The sequence below is a fragment of the Rhizobium sp. BG4 genome (assembly GCF_016864575.1).
Lineage (GTDB): Bacteria > Pseudomonadota > Alphaproteobacteria > Rhizobiales > Rhizobiaceae > Rhizobium.
Window position 1 is genome coordinate 3,286,980 of sequence record NZ_CP044125.1, and the last position, 21,869, is coordinate 3,308,848.

Genomic DNA, 21,869 nt, shown 5'->3' on the forward strand with positions numbered 1-21,869 from the left:
GTCAAGCGGCTGGTGTTTTGCCTCTTGCTTGCGAAGGTATTGCCCGGGACAATCGGGTATCTCGGAGGAGAAGCCAGGCATGACCCTTGAACCCTTGCTCGACGCATCGCCTGCCATTCAGATCCATGTGGCGACCGTCATTCCGGCAGCGCTGCTCGGCGCCTTTATCCTGCTGCACCGGAAGGGCACGCCGCTTCACCGGCTTCTCGGCAAGATCTGGATGGCGTTGATGGTCGTGACGGCGGTCACCAGCTTCTTCATTCACGAGATCAAAATGTTCTTCGGCTTCAGCCCCATTCACCTTCTCTCTGCCGCGACGATCTTCGGCGCCTGGCAGGCGATCGCGGCGGCACGGCGCCACGACGTTGCGACGCACCGGCGGATCGTCCGGTCGATCTATTTCGGCGGCATCATCATTGCGGGCGGATTCACGCTGGTGCCCGGCCGGATCATGAATGAGGTGGTGTTTTCCGGGCATGACATGGTGGCGCTGGTTTTCGGCCTGCTGGTGGCGGGTGCTGCGGCGGCGATCGTGCTTTCGGCGCGGGTGCATCGGGCTGCATGATACCGCTGGAATTCGGCCAAGCGCCGGATATATAATCTCAAACGAAAGAGACGCGTTCGGCGTTGCCGGGGAGAGTTCAGATGGAATGGAAGGGACGCCGCCAGTCGGACAATATCGAGGATCGCCGCGGAGACCCTTCGAGCGGTGGTCTCGGGCAAAATCCCTTCGGCCGCGGAGGCGGTTTCAGCTTTCCGTCCGGCGGCGTGCGCCGTGGCGGCGGTGGCCTGTCGATCGGCACGATTATCTTCCTCGTCGTCATCTATTTCATCTTCAAGGCGATGGGCATCGACCTGATGCAGGTGATGGACGGCACGATGAGCGGCGGCTCGGGCTACGAGCAGAGCGATTCCCAGAGCCGCGGTACGCCTGCCAATGACGACATGACCGCCTTCGTGCGCACCGTGCTCGCCGATACCGAGGATACCTGGACCGGCATCTTCCAGGCCTCCGGCCAGACCTACGAGAAGCCGGCGCTGGTGCTGTTCTCCGGCTCGACGCGCTCGGGCTGCGGCGCCGCATCGGCGGCGACCGGGCCGTTCTATTGCCCTGTTGACCGCAAGGTCTATCTCGACACCGATTTCTTCCGCCAGCTCAGCCAGCAGTTCGGCGCCAAGGGCGAATTCGCCGAGGCCTACGTGATCGCCCACGAGGTCGGCCATCACGTCCAGAACATTCTCGGCGTGCTGCCGAAGTTCAACGAGGCCCGCCAGCGGATGAGCGAGGTCGATGCCAACAAGATGTCGGTGCGCGTCGAGCTGCAGGCCGATTGCTTCGCCGGGGTCTTCGCCAAGTTCGAGCAGCGCAAGGGCTATATCAACCCGGACGATCTCGAGGACGCGCTGAATGCCGCCCAGCAGATCGGCGACGACACGCTGCAGAAGCGCAGCCAGGGCTATGTCGTGCCTGACAGCTTCAACCACGGCACCTCCGCCCAGCGCGTGAAATGGTTCAAGCAGGGCTTCGATACCGGCAAGGTTTCGGCCTGCGATACCTTCAGCGGCCCGGTTTGATAAGAGCGCTCCGCCGCCGTGCGGCAGCGGAGCCTTATCCTCAGTGTTCACTGTCCATATGTTTCAGCTGTGCTTCCGGATAGCGCGCACCCGCGGCGGCATCCTTCGGGACGGCGCGCTCGATTGCCGCCATATCCTCGTCGCTCAGCTGCACGGCGCTTGAGCCGAGCGCTTCGGTCAGCCGGTCGCGGCGGCGGGCGCCGATCAGCGGCACGATATCCTTGCCTTGTGCCGCGACCCAGGCGATGGCGATCTGTGCGACGCTCGCCTGCTTCTCGGCGGCGATCTTGCGGAGCTCTTCGACGAGGGCGAGGTTCTGGTCGATATTGGCGGCCTGGAAGCGCGGGCTGACGCTGCGGAAATCGCCCTTGCCGCCATCCTGGCCCTTCTGCCAGTGTCCGCTGATCAGGCCGCGCGACAGCACGCCATAGGCGGTGATCGAAATGCCGAGCGCGCGGCAGGTGGGCAGGATCGCGTCCTCGATGCCGCGGGAGATCAGCGAATATTCGATCTGCAGGTCGGCGATCGGATGAACGGCGGCGGCGCGGCGGATGGTTTCGGCGCCGACTTCGGAGAGGCCGATATGGCGGACATAGCCGGCCTTGATCATGTCGGCGATGGCGCCGACGGTTTCCTCGATCGGCACATTGGGATCGAGGCGGGCAGGGCGGTAGATGTCGATATAATCGGTGCCGAGGCGCTGGAGCGAATAGGCGATGAAATTTTTCAGCGCTGCCGGACGGGAATCGTAGCCGTTCCAGGCGCCGAGCGGATCGCGCAGCGCGCCGGTCTTGACGCTGATGATCAGCTCCTCGCGCTTGCAGGTCTTCAGGGCCTCGCCGATCAGCATCTCGTTATGGCCCATGCCGTAGAAATCGCCGGTATCGAGCAGGTTGATGCCGGAATCGAGGGCGGCGTGGATGGTGGCAATGCTTTCGGCACGGTCGGCCGGGCCATACATGCCCGACATGCCCATGCAGCCGAGGCCGATGGCGGATACGTCAGGGCCGGTCTTTCCCAAGCGGTAGGTTTGCATCTTCGTCTCCTTGGCCGACGCCGGAGCGGCGTCTTCAGCCCCTTTCTATTCCTTGCCTCTCTGTGCGATAATCCGGATGATTGCGAACGGCCCGTACGGAAAAGCGCACAATGGACGATCTTCCCCTCAGTGATCTGGATGCCTTCACCGCCATTGCAAGGGAGCGGAGCTTTCGCGCCGCGGCCCGCAAGCGCGGTGTCTCGCCGTCGTCGCTGAGCGACTCGCTGCGGCGGCTGGAGGAGCGGCTCGGCGTACGCCTGCTCAACCGCACGACCCGTAGCGTGACGCCGACGGAGGCGGGCGAGCGGTTGCTGGAGAGACTGGCGCCGGCGCTCGGCGAGGTGGTTTCGGCGCTCGGCCAGCTCGACAGTTTCAAGGACAGCCCGGCCGGCACGCTGCGGCTCAATGTGCCGACGATCGCCGCGCGGCTGTTCATGCCTGATCTCGTCAGCAGGTTTCTGGCGCTTTATCCGCAGATCAAACTGGAAGTGCTCGGCGAAGACGATTTCATCGATGTGGTGGCGGCCGGATATGATGCCGGTATCCGCTATGACGAGCGGCTGGAGCGCGACATGATCGCCGTGCCGATCGGCCCGCGGCGGCAGCGCTATATCACCGCTGCTGCACCGGCTTATCTCGAAAGGTGCGGGATGCCGTCGCATCCCCGCGATCTCCTAGACCATGACTGCATCCGCCATCGTTTTCTGAGCCGGGCGCCGTTTGCCTGGGAGTTCGACCGCGGCGAGGAGAGCCTATTGCTTTCGGTGACGGGGCCGCTGGTGGCGAATTCGATCGAGATGGAGGTCGGGGCGGCGGTTGCCGGGCTCGGCGTCATCAGGACATTCGAGGAAGTGCTCGCTCCGGCGATCCGCCGTGGCGAGCTCGTGCCGATCCTGGAGGATTGGGTGAGCGAATTCTCGGGGCCGTTTCTCTACTACGCCAGCCGCAAGCATATGCCGCCGGCCCTTCGCGCCTTTGTCGATTTCGTCAAGGCTGAGGCGCGGCGAGGGGCTTAGTCCCCGTTTTGTTCGCTTCCACGATCAATTTCATTGTCTTCGTCATCAAAAACTTTGAAATGTTCACGTATTGTTTCATTTTTCTGCTTCGGCTATGTAACATCCCCGGCGATCAGATCGTCTTTCCAGAAAACAACGCCTGTCGAGAGATGACCTATGCTTGATCCGAAATTCGTTCGCCGCGGACTTTTCCTCGTCTTCATGATCCTGTTTCTCGACGTCATCGGGATCGCCATCATCATGCCCGTGCTGCCCGCCTATCTGGAGGAGCTGACGGGCGGCAGTGTCAGCGATGCCGCGCTCGATGGCGGCTGGCTGCTCGTCGTCTATGCGGTGATGCAGTTTCTGTTTGCGCCGCTGCTCGGCAATCTCAGCGACCGTTTCGGCCGCCGGCCGGTCCTGCTGCTGTCGGTGTTGACCTTTGCGATCGACAATTTCATCTGCGCAATCGCCACCAGCTTCTGGATGCTGTTCGTCGGCCGGGCGCTGGCGGGTTTCAGCGGCGGCAGCTTTGCCACCTGTTCGGCCTATATCGCCGATATCAGCAATGACGAGAACCGGGCGAAGAATTTCGGCCTGATCGGCATCGCCTTCGGCGTCGGCTTCACCATCGGCCCCGTCATCGGCGGCTTCCTCGGCGAGTTCGGGCCACGCGTGCCGTTCCTCGGCGCCGCATTGCTGTCCTTCCTGAATTTCGTTGCCGCCTATTTCCTGCTGCCGGAGACGCTGGATGCCAAGCATCGCCGTCCCTTCGAACTGAAGCGCGCCAATCCGCTCGGCGCCTTGAAGCAGATGCGCAATTATCCGGGCATCGGCTGGATCGCTGCCGTGATGTTCCTGTTCTGGCTGGCGCATGCCGTCTATCCAGCCGTCTGGTCCTTCGTCGGGACCTACCGCTATGGCTGGAGCGAGGGGCAGATCGGTCTGTCGCTCGGCATCTACGGCATCGGCGCGGCGATCGTCATGGGTCTCATCCTGCCGAAGATCGTGCCGGTGCTCGGCGAGTGGAAGACTGCGGTTGTCGGCTTGTGCTTCTCTGTGGTCGGCCTGACCGGCTATGCCTTCGCCTGGGAGGGCTGGGTCGTCTATGTCGTCATCGTGCTGACAGTGATGGAAAACATCGCCGATCCGCCGCTGCGCAGCATCGCCGCCGGCAAGGTGCGGCCTTCCGCACAGGGCGAGCTGCAGGGCGCGCTGACCAGCCTCAGCAGCCTCACGACGATCATCGGCCCGGTGATCTTCACGCAGCTGTTCGGCTATTTCACCAAGCCGGATGCGCCGGTGACCTTTGCGGGCGCGCCATACCTGATGGCCGCCTTCTTCATCCTCGTCGCGGCACTGGTCCTGTTTGCGAAAGTGCGGCCGGCAAAGCAAAGCGAGACGGCGGAAGCCTCTGCCGGATAGCCAATCGACACCCTAATGGCGATTGGTCTCGGCCATCAGATTTGGTGATGCTGTGATGAATAATTCAGCATTTGCCTATTTTAGGGTAGCTCTTGGCCGGGCTTTGATCTAAGGCCCGGTAATAGTCTTGCCGCCCGTGTGCGGCCGAAAACGATTCAAAACAATTGGACTTTTGCTATGGACGCGCCTCTCGACGTGCACAAGCTTGCGCCGCAAACCGACAACCACTGGGGATCGCATTTCCGTGCGACGCTGGCGCTCGGCATCCCGTTTATCGGCGCGCAGCTGGCCCAGCTCGGGATCAACACGACCGACGTGATGATCGTCGGGCGGCTCGGCGCCGAAAACCTGGCGGCCATGGTTCTCTCCGCACAGTTCCTGTTCACCATCCTGATCTTCGGCTCGGGCTTCTCGATCGCCGTCATTCCGATGGTGGCGCAGGCTTATGGCCGCGGCGATATCGTCACCGTGCGCCGGTCGATGCGCATGGGCCTGTGGGTGGTCACTGCCTACTGGCTGATCATGCAGCCGGCCTTCTTCTATGCCGAGGAAATCCTGCTGGCCGCCGGGCAGAAGCCGGAGGTGGCGAAGCTGGCGCATGGCTATATCCTGATCGGCCATTTCGCCGTGCTGCCGGGGCTGCTCTATAACGTCATGCGGGCGCTGGTCAGCGCCATCGGCAAGGCTGCCGTGGTGCTGAACGTCACGATCGCCATGCTGGTGCTGAACGCGATCTTTGCCTACGTCCTCGTGCTTGGCCATTTCGGCTTTCCGGCCATGGGTCTCGAAGGTGCGGCCATCGTCTCCGTTGCCGTGCAGACGGCGGGCTTCCTGTTCATCCTTGCCTATGTGCAGATGAAGGAGGAGACGCGGCGCTACGAGATCCTGGTGCGCTTCTGGCGCCCGGACTGGCATGCGCTTTGGGACGTCGTGCGCCTCGGCCTGCCGATCAGCGTGACGATCCTTGCCGAGGTCAGCCTGTTCACCGCGGCGTCGCTGCTGATGGGCCATATCGGCACGATCGAGCTCGCGGCACACGGCATCGCCCTGCAATGGGCCTCGATCGCCTTCATGATCCCGCTCGGCCTCAGCCAGGCGGCGACCGTCAGGATCGGGATCGCGCACGGGCAGGGGGATCATCAGGCCGTTGTCCGGGCTTCCGTCGCGGTCATGGCGATTGCCGCATCGCTTGCGGCAATCGGTGGCGTGCTGTTTGCGATCATGCCGGAGTTCTTCGCCCGCTGGTTCCTCGATGTCAGCCGTCCGGAAGCGCCCGAGGTGCTCGCCTATGCCGGTCCGCTGATCGTCGTCGCCGGCCTGTTCCAGCTGGTCGATGGCATCCAGGCGATCGCCAGCGGTCTGCTGCGCGGTCTGAAGGATGCGCGCGTGCCGATGATCCTGGCGCTGATCGCCTATTGGCCGATCGGCTTCTTCCTGGCTTGGCTGCTTGCCTTCCCGCTCGGCTTCGGCGGCGTTGGCATCTGGTTCGGCTTCCTGGTGGGGCTGGCGGCAGCTGCGACGATGCTTTGCGCCCGCTTCTATATTCTGGTGCGCCGGGAAGGCGGGATGGCCGCCGCCTAACAGCGGCCATCGCCACTCAGGCCGCAACCGGCCGGTAACTGGCGATATCGGCGCGAATGCCGAGCCGCTGGAACAGCGCGTGCGGATCGAGCTTGCAGGCCTTTTGCGCCGCCTGTACGGCTATTTTGACGCGCTCGGCGACTTCGGCGCTTTCCCACTGGGCAATGGTCACGAAATTGAACTCGCCGGGGCCGGAGACCTGCTCGAGCACCGAATGCCCCATGAAGCCGGGCTGCACCTGCAGCACCTCATGCACCATCAGCACATTCAGCAGAAATTCCTCGCGCGCCGCCTCAGGCACCACGAACTTGTCGACTCGGTAAAAGCCGCCGTTCATCCATCATCTCCTTGATTTCGATGTCACGGCTACCTCTGTAGTTCCTCAAGTTAAGTTGAGGTCAAGAGCCCTGCCGCCCGATGAATGCCGGTGGCTCATACCTTTGATAAAGGAATGGACACTAGGCTGGCGGGCATCGAGGTAGCGGGTTCAACGTGCGCCATGGCTTTTCCGGGTATCGAGCTTCTGAGAGTGATCGGCATCTTTGCCGTGGTCATCATCCATGCCAACGCGGTGGGGCTGTTCGGCGAATGGAAGACGACGGGCTTCGTGCTGGATGAGCTTTGCCGCTTCGCCGTCCCCTGCTTCTTTGTCGTTTCGGGTTTCTTCTGGAAGACAGAGGCGATCGAGCGGCCTTGGCGGGCGATCGGCGCGTTGGCCGCCAAGCTTCTGCCGCTCTATGCATTCTGGCTTCTGTTCTATTTCGCAGCCGAGTTCTCGGAGCTCTTCTATCCCCGGCTCTACGGCCGCGATTTCATCGTCGCGCTGGTGCCGTTTTCGGGAGGGCCGGGCTTCCATCTCTGGTTCCTGCCGGCGCTTTTCATCGGTGTGTCGCTGTGCTGGCTGTCGCTGCGCTATGTCGGGGCAGGGCTGACGGTGGCGGCCTGCGTTCTGCTCTATCTGGCGGGCGTGATCTTCGGCACTTATGGCGACCTGATCGGTATCCATCTTCCGCTCGTTGCCTATCGCAACGGGATATTCGAGGCGCCGCTCTTCCTGTTGTCCGGCTTCATGCTGCGCCGCTATCTACCGCGCTTCACGACGGCGCAGTTTGCGCTGCTCGGTCTGGCGGGACTTGCGCTTCATCTGGCAGAAGGCTTTGCCGTCAGCACATCAAGCCTTGGTCACGACTATTCGTTCGGCACCATCGCCGCGGCGATCGGCATCACAGGCCTCGCCACCCGGCTATCCCATGCACGCGATTACGGATGGGGCCGGGACGTGCTCGGCGCCTATCTCATCCATCTTTTCATCTTGAAAACGGTGGCAGCGCATCTGCCGGTCAGCGGGCCGCTCTGGGCTCTTTCAATCGCAGCTATCGTCGCTGCGGTCAGCCTCGGCCTATCCCGGCTGTTCAAGCAGACGCCGGTTTCCCGGCGTCTGGTGGCTCTTTCCTAGAATTCAGGTCTTAGCGTTCGGCGAGAGCCGCTTCGCCCTTCTTGGCGCGCACCATGTTGATGAAGCGGCGGAAGAGGTAGTGGCTGTCCTGCGGGCCGGGGGAAGCTTCCGGGTGGTGCTGGACCGAGAAGATCTGCTTGCCGGAAACGCGCAGGCCGCAATTGGTGCCATCGAACAGCGAAACGTGAGTCTCCTCAACGCCTTCGGGCAGCGACTTCGTGTCAACCGCGAAGCCGTGGTTCATCGAGACGATCTCGACCTTGCCCGTCGTGTGATCCTTGACCGGATGGTTGGCGCCGTGGTGGCCCTGGTGCATCTTTTCCGTCTTGGCGCCGAGCGCGAGGCCCAGCATCTGGTGGCCGAGGCAGATGCCGAAGACCGGGATATCGGTGGCAATCAGCTTCTGGATGACGGGAACGGCGTATTCGCCGGTGGCGGCCGGGTCTCCCGGGCCGTTCGACAGAAAGATGCCGTCCGGCTGCATGGCGAGCACGTCTTCGGCGCTCGTCGTTGCCGGCATCACCGTGACCTTGCAGTCGAGACCGGCAAACAGGCGCAGGATGTTGCGCTTGACGCCGTAATCGAGGCAGACGACGTGATACTTGGCATCGCCGGTGGCGAGTTCGCCGTAACCTTCGTTCCAGATCCAGGGCGTCTGCGTCCACTGCGAGGACTGGCCGGAGGAGGCGATCTTGGCGAGGTCGAGACCTTCCAGGCCGCTCCAGGCCTTGGCTTCAGCCTTCAGCGTGTCGATGTCGAAGACACCGTTCGGGTCATGGGCGATGACGGCATTCGGCGAGCCGTTCTCGCGGATCCAGGCGGTCAGCGCGCGGGTATCGACGCCGCAGAGGCCGATGATGCCACGGGCCTTCAGCCAGGCGTCGAGATGCTTGGCGGCGCGGTAGTTGGAGGGCTCGGTGATGTCGGCCTTGAAGATGACGCCGACCGCGCCGTGGCGTGCTGCCGGCGTCAGGTCTTCGATGTCTTCGTCATTGGTGCCGATATTGCCGATATGCGGGAAGGTGAAAGTGACGATCTGGCCGAGATAGGAAGGGTCGGTGAGGATTTCCTCGTATCCCGTCAGCGCCGTGTTGAAGACCACTTCGGCCTGAACCTTGCCGGTCGCGCCGATCCCCTTGCCTTCGATCACGGTGCCATCTGCGAGAACGAGCAGGGCGGTCGGCTTTTCGGTGGTCCAGGGGCTGTCGCGGTCATCTTCATCCCGTTTTCCGGCGGCACGCGGCGGTTTCGCCGGGCGGCCATTTGTGTTCGCAAGCGTATGGGCACGGCTCGTCGCCGCGCGTCTCAGGCCTGATCACGAATTTTGGTGCAGGTGGCGGTAGATAGCCATGCTCCTGCCTGCCGTCAATCTTTTCTAACGCATTGCAGCACGCTTTTCCTGCGCTTTCTGGCCGCAATATCGCAATTTATTTGATCCCGGCCATCGGCGTGGTTTATGTAGCGCCATTCAACAGGAGTGAAAAAATGCTGCGCGATCAACTCGCCACCGCGCTCAAGGACGCGATGAAATCCAAGAATGCCGAGCGTCTTTCGACCGTTCGCCTGATTCAGGCGGGGATCAAGGATCGCGATATCGCCAATCGCGGTGCCGGCAAGGAAGAGGCCAGCGACGACGAGATTCTGCAGATCCTCGCCAAGATGGTGAAGCAGCGCGACGAATCGGCCAAGATCTACGACGAGAACGCGCGCCCCGAACTCGCCACCAAGGAACGCGCCGAAATCGCCGTGATCCAGGACTTCATGCCGAAGCAGCTGTCGGACGCGGAAGTGCGCGCCAATATCTCGGCGATCATCGCCGAAACCGGCGCCGAAGGTCCGAAGGACATGGGCAAGGTAATGGCCGCTCTGAAGGAGCGCTATGCCGGCCAGATGGATTTCTCCAAGGCTTCGGGCGCCGTCAAGGAACTCTTGAAGTAATCAGACCGCGGGGCCGAGCACTGCCTCGGCCGCCGCATCGACGACCGCAAATTTTGCCGCCTGGTAATTGCGGTATTCGAGGATAAAGCCGCGCGAGAGCCACAGATCGCCCTTGCGCGGCGGCTCGTCCCAGCCGACGCTGCCCATCTCGCCGGCCTGCGTCAGCAGCCGCTTCAGATGCGTATTCGAGATCATGAACTTGGTACGGAGCTCGCCGAGCGAGACTGGCCCGATCGAGACGCGCTCCTGCGCCGGGTCGAAAGGCGGCAGGCGCGACATCAGGTAGTCCATCACTAGACCGCCGGAGTTCGCCCAGTTGAAGAGATTGTAGGTGGCGCCGGGATCGCGAACCGGATTGGTCTCAAGGATTGCCAAGGCAATCAATGGTTGAATTTTTGCGATCAGATTGGGCTCGGCAGTTACCTTTTCGGCGCGCTTGCCGCCGTCCAGGTTGTCGAGGATGAAAAGGTGGGTCACCAGCCATTTCAGGAAGTGCTGTTCTGCCGTTTCGGTCGGCTCGACAAGGCGCGTGCGGCGGTCCGCCTGGCCGGTCGAGGGGCGCAGGAAGCGGTAGACGAGCATTTCCTGCAGGAAGGCTGCCGCCGTGTTGCGGCTGGCGATCTTGTTGCTGACGATAAAATCGACGAAGCGCCCGGAATATAGACCTTTTTTGTCTTCGCCGGGCAGACCGTAGTGCAAAGCAAAGCCGGCATGCGCCATCAGCCATCGCTGCTGCGCAGCAAAGATCGAGGCGATTCTCGGGCTTTCTTTATAGATTGCCAGCATCTCATTGGCGCAGATCAGTACTGCACCAAAGAAGCGGTCATCATTTGCAAGTGTTTCGGCGGAGACGGACATCAGTGAACTCTAGCGGGCAATGGATATTCCATTTGCGCTCAGGGTTCGCCGAGTCAATGTCCATTTTCATACAAATGTCCCAAAAATGGTTGGGGCAGTTAACCAGCAAGGTTAAATTGCAAAAATCTGGAACAGCTATGCCGGAAATTAAAGAAGGCAGGAGCTGGGGGCGCTCCTGCCTTCTTGCTCTTTGCGGCCGCCAGTGACGCTGGGCCTAAGCCCACACTGGCGGTTTATTTGCAAAGGCACCCTTGCGAGGCGGCGCCGGGGGTAGGGATGGTGCCTCGCTCGGGGATCGCTTTGATGAGAAGACGGTATTGCGATGCAGCGGAGTATTCAAATTACAAAAATATAATAATTGGGTTGTGACCCCCGGCAATGCCCGCTCAGGCTTTTCATTAGCACGCTTTTTATCAGCCGTTTTTCTGCCGGTTGTGCATTTCAACTATCTGAAATCGTATAGATATAATCTTTTTCATATGCATTTCGGCGAACTTGAAAACAGGCGTGACACGCGCCCGAAGTGCACAATTGTCGCACCCTGTCGCAGGCAGGCGTCACGCTTTGTTGATGTTCATTTCTGGCGCTTTTCTTTCAGTATTTTTTGCTGATCGACGTAATGGCGCAGCACGGCGTTGATCCGAGTCTGGTAGCCTTTGCCGGTTGCTTGAAAGAAATCGACGACATCCTGGTCGAGTCTTATCGACAGGGGCTTCTTGGTTGGAGGCTGGACGATCGTTGCACTGGACCAGTCGATATCGATAGAGCCCGCCCAATCGGGGTCATCGAACATGGCTTGCTCGATTTCGGCACTGATTTTGCTGTCGACGCGGGCGTGATCGCTTCGATCCTCGCCGTTGGTGATCATCTTCTCGATGTCTTCAGCCGAATAGCTGACGATACGCTCTTTGCTCATTGTCGCGTGCCGAGGCTCCTGGATCATCGTAGATGCAATTGTATATACGGAGGTAGGGGCATCAACCCTGTGAATAGCTGGGGTTTCCGGCAAAGTGCGTGGCGACCTGCGGCAAACCTGCTTATATGATGGCTCACCACGAGGTTCTGATGCGCTTTTCCAATTCCTTTCTCGATGACATACGCGACCGCGTCCAGATTTCGGACGTGATCGGCAGGCGTGTCAGCTGGGACAAGCGCAAGACCAATGTGCCGCGCGGCGACTATTGGGCCTGCTGCCCGTTCCATGGCGAGAAATCGCCGAGCTTCCATTGCGAGGATCGCAAGGGCCGCTACCACTGCTTCGGCTGTGGGGTGACCGGCGATCATTTCCGGTTCCTGACCGAGCTTGAGGGGCTCAGCTTCCCCGAGGCCGTGCAGCAGATCGCCGATATGGCGGGTGTGCCGATGCCGGTCGCCGATCCGGCGATGGAGAGGCGCGAGAAGGAGCGGACCTCGCTTCTCGATGTCATGGAACTCGCCACACAGTTCTTCCAGGATCAGCTGCAGACGGCGAATGGCGCACGCGCGCGTGCCTATCTGCGCGACCGCGGCCTGACGGGCCGGACGATCGAGACCTTCCGGCTCGGCTTTGCGCCGGACAGCCGCAATACGTTGAAGGAGTTTCTTTCGGGCAAGGGCGTCGGCAAGGAGCAGATCGAGGCCTGCGGTCTCGTCGTGCACGGGTCCGACATTCCCGTCAGCTACGACCGGTTCCGTGATCGAATCATGTTTCCGATCCTGTCGTCACGGGAAAAGGTGATCGCCTTCGGCGGCCGCGCCATGTCGCCGGACGCGCCGGCGAAATATCTGAACTCGAACGAGACCGAGCTCTTCCACAAGGGGCAGGTGCTCTACAATTTCGCCCGTGCGCGCCGTTCGCTGCAGGGTGCGGACGGAGAACCGACGGTCATTGCCGTCGAAGGCTATATGGATGTCATCGCGCTGCATCAGGCAGGTGTCGAGAACGCCGTTGCGCCGCTCGGCACGGCTCTGACCGAGAATCAGCTCGACCTTCTCTGGAAGATGACCTCACAGCCGGTGCTCTGCTTCGATGGCGATGGCGCCGGTATCCGCGCCGCCAACCGCGCTGCCGATCTGGCGCTGCCGCATCTGAAGCCGGGGCGCACCGTGCGTTTTGCGCTGCTGCCCGATGGCAAGGACCCTGACGATCTCGTGCGCAACGAGGGCCGGGCGCCGTTCGACAAGGTGATGAGCCAGGCGAAGCCACTGGCCGAAATGCTCTGGGGCCGCGAGGCCGGCGGCGGCGGTTTCGATACGCCGGAAGCGCGCGCCGAGCTCGAGGCGCGGCTGAAGCAGATGGTGTCGGTGATCGGCGACGAGAACGTCCGCCGCCATTACCAGCAGGATATCCGCGACCGTCTCAACAAGTTCTTCCAGCCGCAGTTCCAGAACCGCGGCAACGACCGGCGCAGCTTCGAACGGGGCGGCGGCGGTGGCAATTTCCGCGGCAAGGACGGGCAGGGGCGGCCTTCGCCGGGTGGCGCGCGCACGGTCAATCTGGTCTCGGAGCGGCTCGCGCGCTCCGGCCTGGTGCGCGGCCATCAGGAAATTCCGGCGCTGCGCGAAAGCGTGCTGGCGCTGACCGTCATCAACCATCCGGCGCTGATGCAGGACGAGTATGACGAGATCGCCGCCATCGAATACGACAATCGCGACCTGCAGCGGCTGTGGTCGGCGATGCTGGGTGCGGCGGCGATGGTCGCCAGCCCGCATCTGACGCGCGAGTATCTGTTCGAGGAGCTCGAGCGGCAGGACTTCACCGGTCTGCTGAAGGGGCTTGATCAGCAGGTGCGCAATGCGCGCCTGTGGACCGCGACCGAGCAGGCGGCGATGGAGGATGCGCGCGAGGGCTACCGCCAGGCGCTCGCCTTCCACAAACGTGCCAAGGCGCTGCGCTGGCAGAAGATCGAGCTCGAGCGCGAGATCGCCGAGGCGACCGAAGAAGGCAATGCCGAGATCATCGACCAGCTGATGCGCGCGCTTCAGGAAGTGCATTTCGAAGGATTGCGGCTTGAGAACCAGGAGGCGATCATCGACGGCTTCGGCGTGCTCTCCGGCCGGGTCAAGGGTGCGGCGAGCCATTGATGGACGGCGGTGACAAGGCATTTTCGGCGGGTGGCGCGCTGTTCGGCAATGGCCGGGCGCCGCTCGATATCCTCAAGCGCGTCTATGGCTATTCGGCCTTCCGCGGCAAGCAGCAGCAGGTCGTCGAACATGTGACCTCGGGTGGCGATGCCGTCGTGCTGTTCCCGACCGGGGCGGGCAAATCACTCTGCTTCCAGATCCCGGCGCTTTGCCGCGAGGGTCTGGGCATCGTCGTTTCGCCGCTGATTGCGCTGATGCGCGATCAGGTGGAGGCGATGAAGCAGCTCGGCATCCGCGCCGCGGCGCTGAACTCGACGATCACCCGCGAGGAATATGTCGATATCCGCCGCGCGATCTCGTCCGGCAATCTCGATCTTCTCTATGTGACGCCCGAGCGGATCCTGATGGAGGGTTTTCGCGAGATCATCGGTGAGGCCCGGATCGCGCTGTTTGCGATCGATGAGGCCCACTGTGTCTCCCAGTGGGGACATGACTTCCGGCCGGAGTATCGCGAGCTCGGCAGGCTTTCGGAGCACTATCCGGGCGTGCCGCGCATCGCGCTGACGGCGACGGCCGATCCGCATACGCGCGAAGACATCATCGAGCGGCTGAGGCTCGGCAATGCCGAGGTCTTCACCACGAGCTTCGACCGGCCAAACATCGCCTACGAGATCGTCGAGCGCGACCAGCCGCGCCAACAGCTGTTGCGGTTCCTCTCCGGCCACAAGGGCAATAGCGGCATCGTCTATTGCCTGTCGCGCGCCAAGGTCGAGGACACCGCCGAGTGGCTGAACACGCAGGGCATCCGGGCGCTCGCCTATCACGCCGGCATGGACCGGGCGATGCGCGACGCCAACCAGGACGCGTTCCTGAAGGAAGACGAACTCTGCCTCGTCGCCACCGTCGCCTTCGGCATGGGCATCGACAAGCCGAATGTGCGCTATGTCGCCCATCTCGATCTGCCGGGTTCCGTCGAGGCCTATTATCAGGAGACCGGCCGCGCCGGACGCGATGGCCTGCCGTCGGAAGTCTGGATGGCCTATGGCATGGCTGATGTCATCCAGCGCCGGCGGATGATCGATGAGGGCAATGCGGCCGACGAGATCAAGCGCATCGAGCGCGGCAAGCTGAACGCGCTGCTCGCCATCTGCGAGACCGCCTCCTGCCGCCGCCAGGCGATCCTGGCGCATTTCGGCGAGGCGCATGCGGGCGGCTGCGGCAGCTGTGACACCTGCACCAAGCCCGTCGAGACCTGGGATGGCACGGAGGCGGCAATCAAGGCGCTTGCCGCCGTCTATCGCACCGGCGAGCGCTTCGGCACCGGCCACGTCATCGACGTGCTGCTTGGCACCGTCAACGAGAAGACCGAGCGTTTCGGCCATACGACGATGCCGGTCTTCGGCGCCGGCAAGGATATCGCCGCGAAAACCTGGCAATCGATCTTCCGGCAGCTGCTGGCCATGGGCTTGGTCCGTATCGACCATGATGCCTATGGTGCGATGAAGCTCGAGGCGGAGGCGCGCGCCGTCTTCAAGCACGAGCGGCAGGTCCACTTCCGCAAGGACCGGGCAGTCGCCGGGCGCAATAGCCGCAAGGCCGAGCGCACCAACCGTCATGCCGGTCTGTCGGGCGCCGACGGCCTGCTCTTCGAGGCGCTGAGAGCCGAGCGCACCTCGATCGCCAAATCGCTCGGCGTGCCGCCCTATGTCGTCTTCCCGGACACGACGCTGATCGCCTTCGCCACCGAACGGCCCCGCAGCCGCAAGGAGATGCTGGATATCTCCGGCGTCGGCCAATCGAAGCTGGAGCGCTATGGCGAAGCGTTTCTGGACGTGATCCTCAGTCACGATGAGTGAGAGCGCGCGATAGCGTCGCGCTGTTGAAATAGCCAAACCGAAAATATTTCGTACCGGATCGGCGACATCTGCACTTGCTTTGTGCTAATTGCAGCGCCCATCGGAGGAATTTTTCGGGATATCGGCGTTTACAATGACAAAAGCATTTCTTTCTCACATCACCACCGAGCTTGCTTCCCTCAGGGAGGCCGGGCTTTACAAGTCCGAGCGGGTCATCACCTCGAAGCAGGCCGGTGAAATTGCCGTCGCTTCGGGCGAGCGTGTTCTGAACTTCTGTGCCAACAACTATCTCGGCCTCGCCGACAACGAGGAGCTTGCCGAGGCCGGCAAGAAGGCGCTCGACCGGTATGGCTACGGCATGGCGTCGGTGCGCTTCATCTGCGGCACGCAGGAGGAGCACAAGCAGCTCGAGGCGCGCATCTCGTCCTTCCTCGGCATGGAAGACACGATCCTTTATTCCTCCTGCTTCGACGCCAATGGCGGTCTCTTCGAGACGCTGCTCGGCGAAGAGGATGCGATCATTTCCGACGCGCTGAACCATGCCTCGATCATCGACGGCGTGCGTCTCTCCAAGGCCAAGCGCTTCCGCTATGCCAACAATGACATGGCGGCACTCGAAGAAGAGCTGAAGAAGGCCGAAGGCAGCCGCTTCAAGATGATCGCCACCGATGGCGTGTTCTCGATGGACGGCATCATCGCCAATCTGCAGGGTGTTTGCGATCTCGCCGACAAGTACGGCGCGATGGTCATGGTCGATGACAGCCATGCGGTCGGTTTCGTCGGCACGAACGGCCGCGGCTCGGCCGAATATTGCGGCGTCGAGGGACGGGTCGATATCATCACCGGTACGCTCGGTAAGGCGCTTGGCGGCGCGTCGGGCGGCTATACGTCCGGCAAGGCCGAAGTGATCGACTGGCTGCGGCAGCGTTCGCGTCCCTACCTCTTCTCGAACACGCTGGCGCCGGTCATTGCGGCGGCTTCGCTGAAGGTCTTCGACCTGATCGAGAACGGCGATGCGCTGCGCGAGAAGCTAACGGCCAATGCCACGCTGTTCCGCTCCGAAATGACCAAGCTCGGCTTCACGCTGGCCGGCGAAGGGCATGCCATCATTCCGGTGATGCTCGGCGATGCGAAGCTGGCGCAGGACATGGCGGCGCTGATGCTGAAGAAGGGCGTCTACGTCGTCGGCTTCTCCTTTCCGGTGGTGCCGAAGGGCCAGGCCCGTATCCGTACGCAGATGTCGGCGGCGCATTCGACTGTTGATGTCGAGCGGGCGATTGCGGTGTTTGCCGAAGCGGGCCGGGAGCTTGGGGTTATTTGACGGCTTGCGGCCTCTTCCCTTCTCCCCTCGGGGAGAAGGTGGCCCGAAGGGCCGGATGAGGGGCCTCTAGCTATATTGCAAATTAATTGATGCCGTGCCGCGCAGCCCCCCTCATCCGCCCTTGCGGGCACCTTCTCCCCGAGGGGAGAAGGGAAGGTGGAGCCAGCGGAAGCCAAGAGGAAATAATCTGATGTCGAACATGATGAAGGCGCTGGTGAAGTCGAAGGCGGAGGTCGGGCTCTGGATGGAGACCGTGCCGGTTCCCGAGGTCGGCCCGAACGACGTGCTGATCCGCGTGAAGAAGTCGGCGATCTGCGGTACCGACGTGCATATCTGGAACTGGGACCAGTGGGCGCAGAAGACCATTCCTGTGCCGATGGTCGTCGGTCATGAGTTCTGCGGCGAGATCGCCGAGGTCGGCTCCGCGGTCACCAAATACCATGTCGGCGAGCGTGTCTCCGGTGAGGGACATATCGTCTGCGGCAAGTGCCGCAACTGCCGGGCGGGCAGGGGCCATCTCTGCCGCAACACGCTCGGCGTCGGCGTCAACCGGCCGGGCTCGTTCGGCGAGTTCGTCTGCATTCCGGAAGCCAATGTCGTGCCGATCCCGGATGATATTCCGGATGAGATCGCCGCGATCTTCGATCCGTTCGGCAATGCCGTTCACACGGCGCTCTCCTTCGACCTCGTCGGCGAAGACGTGCTGGTCACCGGCGCCGGTCCGATCGGCATCATGGGCGCGCTGGTCGCCAAGCGTTCGGGCGCCCGCAAGGTCGTCATCACCGACATCAACCCGAACCGCCTCGATCTCGCCCGCAAGCTCGGCATCGATTACGTCGTCGACGCCTCGAAGGAAAACCTGGCCGACGTCATGAAGTCGATCGGCATGACCGAAGGCTTCGACGTCGGTCTTGAGATGTCGGGTGCGGCACCTGCCTTCCGCGACATGATCGACAAGATGAACAATGGCGGCAAGATCGCCATCCTCGGCATTGCGCCGGCCGGTTTCGAGATCGACTGGAACAAGGTGATCTTCAAGATGCTGAACCTCAAGGGCATCTATGGCCGTGAGATGTTCGAGACCTGGTACAAGATGATCGCCTTCGTGCAGGGCGGGCTCGATCTGTCGCCGGTCATCACGCACCGCATCAAGATCGACGAATTCCGCGATGGCTTCGAGGCGATGCGCTCGGGCAATTCCGGCAAGGTGGTGATGGACTGGATGTAAACAGCGAGGCGACCGCGCCGGATGGAACGGCGATGGCGGCGATCAAGCTGCGCTGCGTTCCGGCGATCGATCTCGGGTCGTTGAAGATCAACCCCTATGATGGCCTGCCGCGGTAACGATCTATACTGCGGCAGCCTGGACGAGATGCTCTTCAGGTCACTATAAAACCGCCGTTGACTCGGATATGAGGGCGCAGGAGCTTTGCGCTCTTGTCTTTCACCGGTGACATCCTATCTAAGGCTGGCAATCGCTTGAGCGGTTCCTCTGCCTGTGGATAAGGCATTTTCCGTGTTTTCGGCGGCTTTTTTTGTGGAAAAGCTTGACGAGATCAAAAATTGTGGGAATCACCGTTCGACTTGAAGCGGTGAACTTGGGTCAAGGCGGATCGCACAAACCATGGCCGGAATTTTCGAAGCATTGAAGCTCTGTCATCCGGCGCCGGCAATCGTGGTTAATCAGGCTTTAAAGGTCATCCCGTTAGGTGGGTGAAATTGATTCGAAGCGAGCGTTGATGCGCGCGTTTCGAAGCGGCTTCGCACCAGCGAGTTTGGATAGCGTCAGGAAGGCGACGACATAAATGGCAACGAAGGTCAAAGAGAACGAAGAAGCGGAAGTCGAACGCGACGGCGCAACCGACGGCCCTCTTCTCGATCTTTCCGATGACGCGGTCAAGAAGATGATCAAGGCCGCGAAGAAGCGCGGCTATGTGACGATGGACGAGCTGAATGCCGTTCTTCCGTCCGAAGAAGTGACGTCCGAACAGATCGAAGACACGATGGCGATGCTGTCCGACATGGGCATCAACGTCATCGAGGACGAAGAAGCTGAGGAAGCCCAGGGCGGCGCCGGCAGCGACGACGACGACAGCGGCAGCGACGACGACAACGAAGGCGGCGAACTCGCGCCTTCGAGCGGCACTGCGCTTGCGACCACGAAGAAGAAGGAACCGACCGATCGTACCGACGATCCGGTGCGCATGTATCTGCGCGAAATGGGTTCCGTCGAGCTTCTGTCGCGCGAAGGCGAAATCGCCATTGCAAAGCGTATCGAGGCTGGCCGCGAAACGATGATCGCCGGTCTCTGCGAGAGCCCGCTGACCTTCCAGGCCATCATCATCTGGCGCGACGAACTGAACGAAGGCACGACGCTGCTGCGCGAGATCATCGATCTCGAAACCACCTATTCCGGTCCGGAAGCCAAGGCTGCACCGCAGTTCCAGAGCCCCGAGAAGATCGAAGCCGACCGCAAGGCGGCTGAAGAGAAGGAAAAGACCCGCCGCGCCCGTTCGGGTGACGACGACATCACCGATGTCGGCGGCGAAGGCATGCCGATCGAGGAAGAGGAAGAGGACGAAGACGAGTCCAACCTTTCGCTCGCCGCGATGGAAGCCGAGCTGCGCCCGCAGGTCATGGAAACTCTCGACCTGATCGCCGAGACCTACAAGAAGCTGCGCAAGCTGCAGGACCAGCAGGTCGAGCAGCGCCTTGCCGCGACCGGCACGCTGTCTTCCGCCCAGGAGCGCCGCTACAAGGAACTCAAGGACGAACTGATCAAGGCCGTCAAGTCGCTGTCGCTGAACCAGAACCGCATCGAGGCTCTGGTCGAGCAGCTCTACGACATCAACAAGCGCCTCGTGCAGAACGAAGGCCGCCTGCTGCGTCTGGCTGAATCCTACGGCGTCAAGCGCGACAGCTTCCTGGAACAGTACCAGGGCGCCGAGCTCGACCCGAACTGGATGAAGTCGATCGCCAATCTGGCCGCCCGCGGCTGGAAGGAATTCGCCAAGGGCGAAAACACGACGATCCGCGACATCCGCCAGGAAATCCAGAATCTGGCGACCGAAACCGGCATCTCGATCTCGGAATTCCGCCGCATCGTGCACATGGTGCAGAAGGGCGAGCGCGAAGCGCGTATCGCCAAGAAGGAAATGGTTGAAGCGAACCTGCGCCTCGTCATTTCCATCGCCAAAAAGTACACGAACCGCGGTCTGCAGTTCCTCGACCTCATTCAGGAAGGCAATATCGGCCTGATGAAGGCGGTCGACAAGTTCGAGTATCGCCGCGGTTACAAGTTCTCGACATACGCGACGTGGTGGATCCGTCAGGCGATCACCCGCTCGATCGCCGACCAGGCCCGCACGATCCGTATTCCGGTGCACATGATCGAGACGATCAACAAGATCGTCCGTACCTCGCGCCAGATGTTGCACGAGATCGGCCGCGAGCCGACGCCGGAAGAACTGGCCGAAAAGCTCGCCATGCCGCTCGAAAAGGTCCGCAAGGTCCTGAAGATCGCCAAGGAACCGATCTCGCTCGAAACGCCTGTCGGTGACGAAGAAGATTCGCACCTCGGCGATTTCATCGAGGACAAGAACGCGCTTCTGCCGATCGACGCCGCCATCCAGGCGAACCTGCGCGAAACGACGACCCGCGTTCTCGCCTCGCTGACGCCGCGCGAAGAACGCGTTCTGCGCATGCGCTTTGGCATCGGTATGAACACGGACCACACGCTCGAAGAAGTCGGTCAGCAGTTCTCGGTTACCCGCGAACGTATCCGCCAGATCGAGGCGAAGGCGCTGCGCAAGCTGAAGCACCCGAGCCGCAGCCGCAAGCTGCGCTCGTTCCTCGACAGCTAAGCGAGCGACGCGACGAAATCGAAAGCCCGGCCTCAGTGCCGGGCTTTTCTTTTGGCGGGACTGCAACCAACGCGCTTGCCGCCTCCGTCCCGCCATAATCGAATTGAGGATGGGCGCAGTTTCACGAGCATCGGGCCGCAGCATGATGAATGCCTCCTGCTTCCACTATCGCCCAGTCTGATGGCTGTCGCGGGGCGCTCGTTCGAGGAGAGGGTCGGCTGGGGTGGGCCGGCGTCGCTTGCGCTGCATGCCGCTTGTCTCGCCCTGCTTCTGATCTATCTGCCGAAGCCGCGGATTTTTCGCACGCCGCCTGACGATAGCGTCAGCGTGGAAATCGTGCCTGCCGCCACTCGATCCGAGCCCGCAGCACCGCCTGCAGACATCAGGCCACAGCCGCAGCAAGCGCCCGCCGCGCCAATTGCGCCCCCGGCGGCCGAAGCGCCGGGCAGGGTGCTTGTGCCGCCGGTGATCAAGCCGGCTCCGGCCCCGGATGCGCTGGTTTCGGCACGGCAGCTTTTTTCCGGTGGCGTGCTAACCGATCCCCGCAGCAAGAAGGCGCGGGCGGCATTGCGGCAGCTCTCCGGTGACGAGCGCAATCTGCAGCTCTGTGGGCTTGAGGCGATGGAGCAGGTTCGCAGGACGCGGCCCGGCAGCAATCCGGACGCGATCGCGCCCTATGCGATGGCGCCGGAGCGGATCAAGGGCGGGAGCATTGAGGTGAAAGGCGGCGCATTTCGCAGCAAGCGCCTCTGGTACGCGATCCGCTTCAGCTGCGAGGTCGACGAGGGCTCGGGGGCGGTGCGCTCCTTTGCCTTCGCGATCGGCGATGCCATTCCGAAGGATTTGTGGCGGGAACACAATCTGGTTGCCGATGACGGGGCGGCGGACTGAGCTCTTCACGG

At 62.1% G+C, this 21,869-nt stretch carries 18 protein-coding genes; 13 read left to right on the forward strand and 5 right to left on the reverse strand.

Going from position 1 to position 21,869, the window contains the following annotated elements; genetic code table 11:
• The first annotated feature begins 79 nt into the window (after positions 1-79).
• Together F2982_RS16490 and F2982_RS16495 are read left to right on the forward strand one after the other, a co-directional pair.
• Positions 80-565 (forward strand): DUF2306 domain-containing protein, encoded by a 486-nt coding sequence (locus F2982_RS16490; RefSeq protein ID WP_203428475.1) that lies wholly within the window; start codon positions 80-82, stop codon positions 563-565.
• Between the two features lie 80 nt (positions 566-645).
• Positions 646-1,575: a neutral zinc metallopeptidase gene (locus tag F2982_RS16495; RefSeq protein WP_112715685.1), complete on the forward strand. Its 930-nt coding sequence runs from the start codon at positions 646-648 to the stop codon at positions 1,573-1,575.
• A 40-nt stretch (positions 1,576-1,615) separates the two neighbouring features.
• Here F2982_RS16495 and F2982_RS16500 read toward each other — a convergent pair whose 3' ends face one another.
• Positions 1,616-2,611 carry an aldo/keto reductase gene (locus F2982_RS16500; protein ID WP_203428476.1) on the reverse strand — a complete coding sequence of 332 codons (996 nt, stop codon included), beginning with the start codon at positions 2,609-2,611 and terminating at the stop codon, positions 1,616-1,618.
• A gap of 110 nt (positions 2,612-2,721) precedes the next feature.
• Between F2982_RS16500 and F2982_RS16505 the strand changes: the two genes are divergently transcribed.
• The 3 genes from F2982_RS16505 (at position 2,722) to F2982_RS16515 (ending at position 6,612) form a co-directional block, all read left to right on the forward strand.
• Positions 2,722-3,627, forward strand: coding sequence for a LysR family transcriptional regulator (locus F2982_RS16505; protein WP_203428477.1), 906 nt, complete (start codon positions 2,722-2,724; stop codon positions 3,625-3,627).
• 156 nt (positions 3,628-3,783) lie between these two features.
• Entirely contained in the window at positions 3,784-5,031 is a 1,248-nt protein-coding gene (locus F2982_RS16510) for a TCR/Tet family MFS transporter (protein WP_203428478.1), read from the forward strand.
• 177 nt (positions 5,032-5,208) lie between these two features.
• Positions 5,209-6,612 (forward strand): MATE family efflux transporter, encoded by a 1,404-nt coding sequence (locus F2982_RS16515; protein WP_203428479.1) that lies wholly within the window; start codon positions 5,209-5,211, stop codon positions 6,610-6,612.
• A gap of 16 nt (positions 6,613-6,628) precedes the next feature.
• Here F2982_RS16515 and F2982_RS16520 read toward each other — a convergent pair whose 3' ends face one another.
• On the reverse strand, positions 6,629-6,949 hold the full coding sequence (locus F2982_RS16520; RefSeq protein WP_203428480.1) for an antibiotic biosynthesis monooxygenase: 321 nt from the start codon (positions 6,947-6,949) through the stop codon (positions 6,629-6,631).
• Between the two features lie 114 nt (positions 6,950-7,063).
• On the opposite strand from F2982_RS16520, the gene F2982_RS16525 reads away from it, so the two are divergent.
• Positions 7,064-8,068: an acyltransferase gene (locus F2982_RS16525; protein ID WP_203428481.1), complete on the forward strand. Its 1,005-nt coding sequence runs from the start codon at positions 7,064-7,066 to the stop codon at positions 8,066-8,068.
• Between the two features lie 10 nt (positions 8,069-8,078).
• Here F2982_RS16525 and carA read toward each other — a convergent pair whose 3' ends face one another.
• Complete coding sequence (gene carA, locus F2982_RS16530; protein ID WP_203430099.1) at positions 8,079-9,242, reverse strand: glutamine-hydrolyzing carbamoyl-phosphate synthase small subunit; 1,164 nt, start codon at positions 9,240-9,242, stop codon at positions 8,079-8,081.
• A gap of 311 nt (positions 9,243-9,553) precedes the next feature.
• On the opposite strand from carA, the gene F2982_RS16535 reads away from it, so the two are divergent.
• Complete coding sequence (locus tag F2982_RS16535; protein ID WP_112715671.1) at positions 9,554-10,006, forward strand: GatB/YqeY domain-containing protein; 453 nt, start codon at positions 9,554-9,556, stop codon at positions 10,004-10,006.
• Here the strand turns inward: F2982_RS16535 and F2982_RS16540 are convergent, their stop codons facing one another.
• Together F2982_RS16540 and F2982_RS16545 are read right to left on the reverse strand one after the other, a co-directional pair.
• Positions 10,007-10,864 (reverse strand): hypothetical protein, encoded by an 858-nt coding sequence (locus F2982_RS16540; RefSeq protein WP_112715669.1) that lies wholly within the window; start codon positions 10,862-10,864, stop codon positions 10,007-10,009.
• A 574-nt stretch (positions 10,865-11,438) separates the two neighbouring features.
• On the reverse strand, positions 11,439-11,780 hold the full coding sequence (locus F2982_RS16545; RefSeq protein WP_203428482.1) for a BrnA antitoxin family protein: 342 nt from the start codon (positions 11,778-11,780) through the stop codon (positions 11,439-11,441).
• Positions 11,781-11,929: 149 nt separating this feature from the next.
• Here F2982_RS16545 and dnaG point away from each other — a divergent pair, with 149 nt between their 5' ends.
• From dnaG to F2982_RS16575, 6 genes are all read left to right on the forward strand, one after another.
• Complete coding sequence (gene dnaG, locus F2982_RS16550; protein WP_203428483.1) at positions 11,930-13,927, forward strand: DNA primase; 1,998 nt, start codon at positions 11,930-11,932, stop codon at positions 13,925-13,927.
• Complete coding sequence (recQ, locus tag F2982_RS16555; protein WP_203428484.1) at positions 13,927-15,783, forward strand: DNA helicase RecQ; 1,857 nt, start codon at positions 13,927-13,929, stop codon at positions 15,781-15,783. Before dnaG ends, recQ begins: the two co-directional genes overlap by 1 nt.
• Before the next feature lie 133 nt (positions 15,784-15,916).
• On the forward strand, positions 15,917-17,104 hold the full coding sequence (locus F2982_RS16560) for a glycine C-acetyltransferase (protein ID WP_203428485.1): 1,188 nt from the start codon (positions 15,917-15,919) through the stop codon (positions 17,102-17,104).
• A gap of 190 nt (positions 17,105-17,294) precedes the next feature.
• On the forward strand, positions 17,295-18,332 hold the full coding sequence (tdh, locus tag F2982_RS16565; RefSeq protein WP_112715663.1) for an L-threonine 3-dehydrogenase: 1,038 nt from the start codon (positions 17,295-17,297) through the stop codon (positions 18,330-18,332).
• Positions 18,333-18,909: 577 nt separating this feature from the next.
• Entirely contained in the window at positions 18,910-20,967 is a 2,058-nt protein-coding gene (gene rpoD, locus F2982_RS16570) for an RNA polymerase sigma factor RpoD (protein WP_112715661.1), read from the forward strand.
• A gap of 180 nt (positions 20,968-21,147) precedes the next feature.
• Positions 21,148-21,858 (forward strand): DUF930 domain-containing protein, encoded by a 711-nt coding sequence (locus tag F2982_RS16575; RefSeq protein ID WP_203430100.1) that lies wholly within the window; start codon positions 21,148-21,150, stop codon positions 21,856-21,858.
• Positions 21,859-21,869 lie beyond the last annotated feature (11 nt).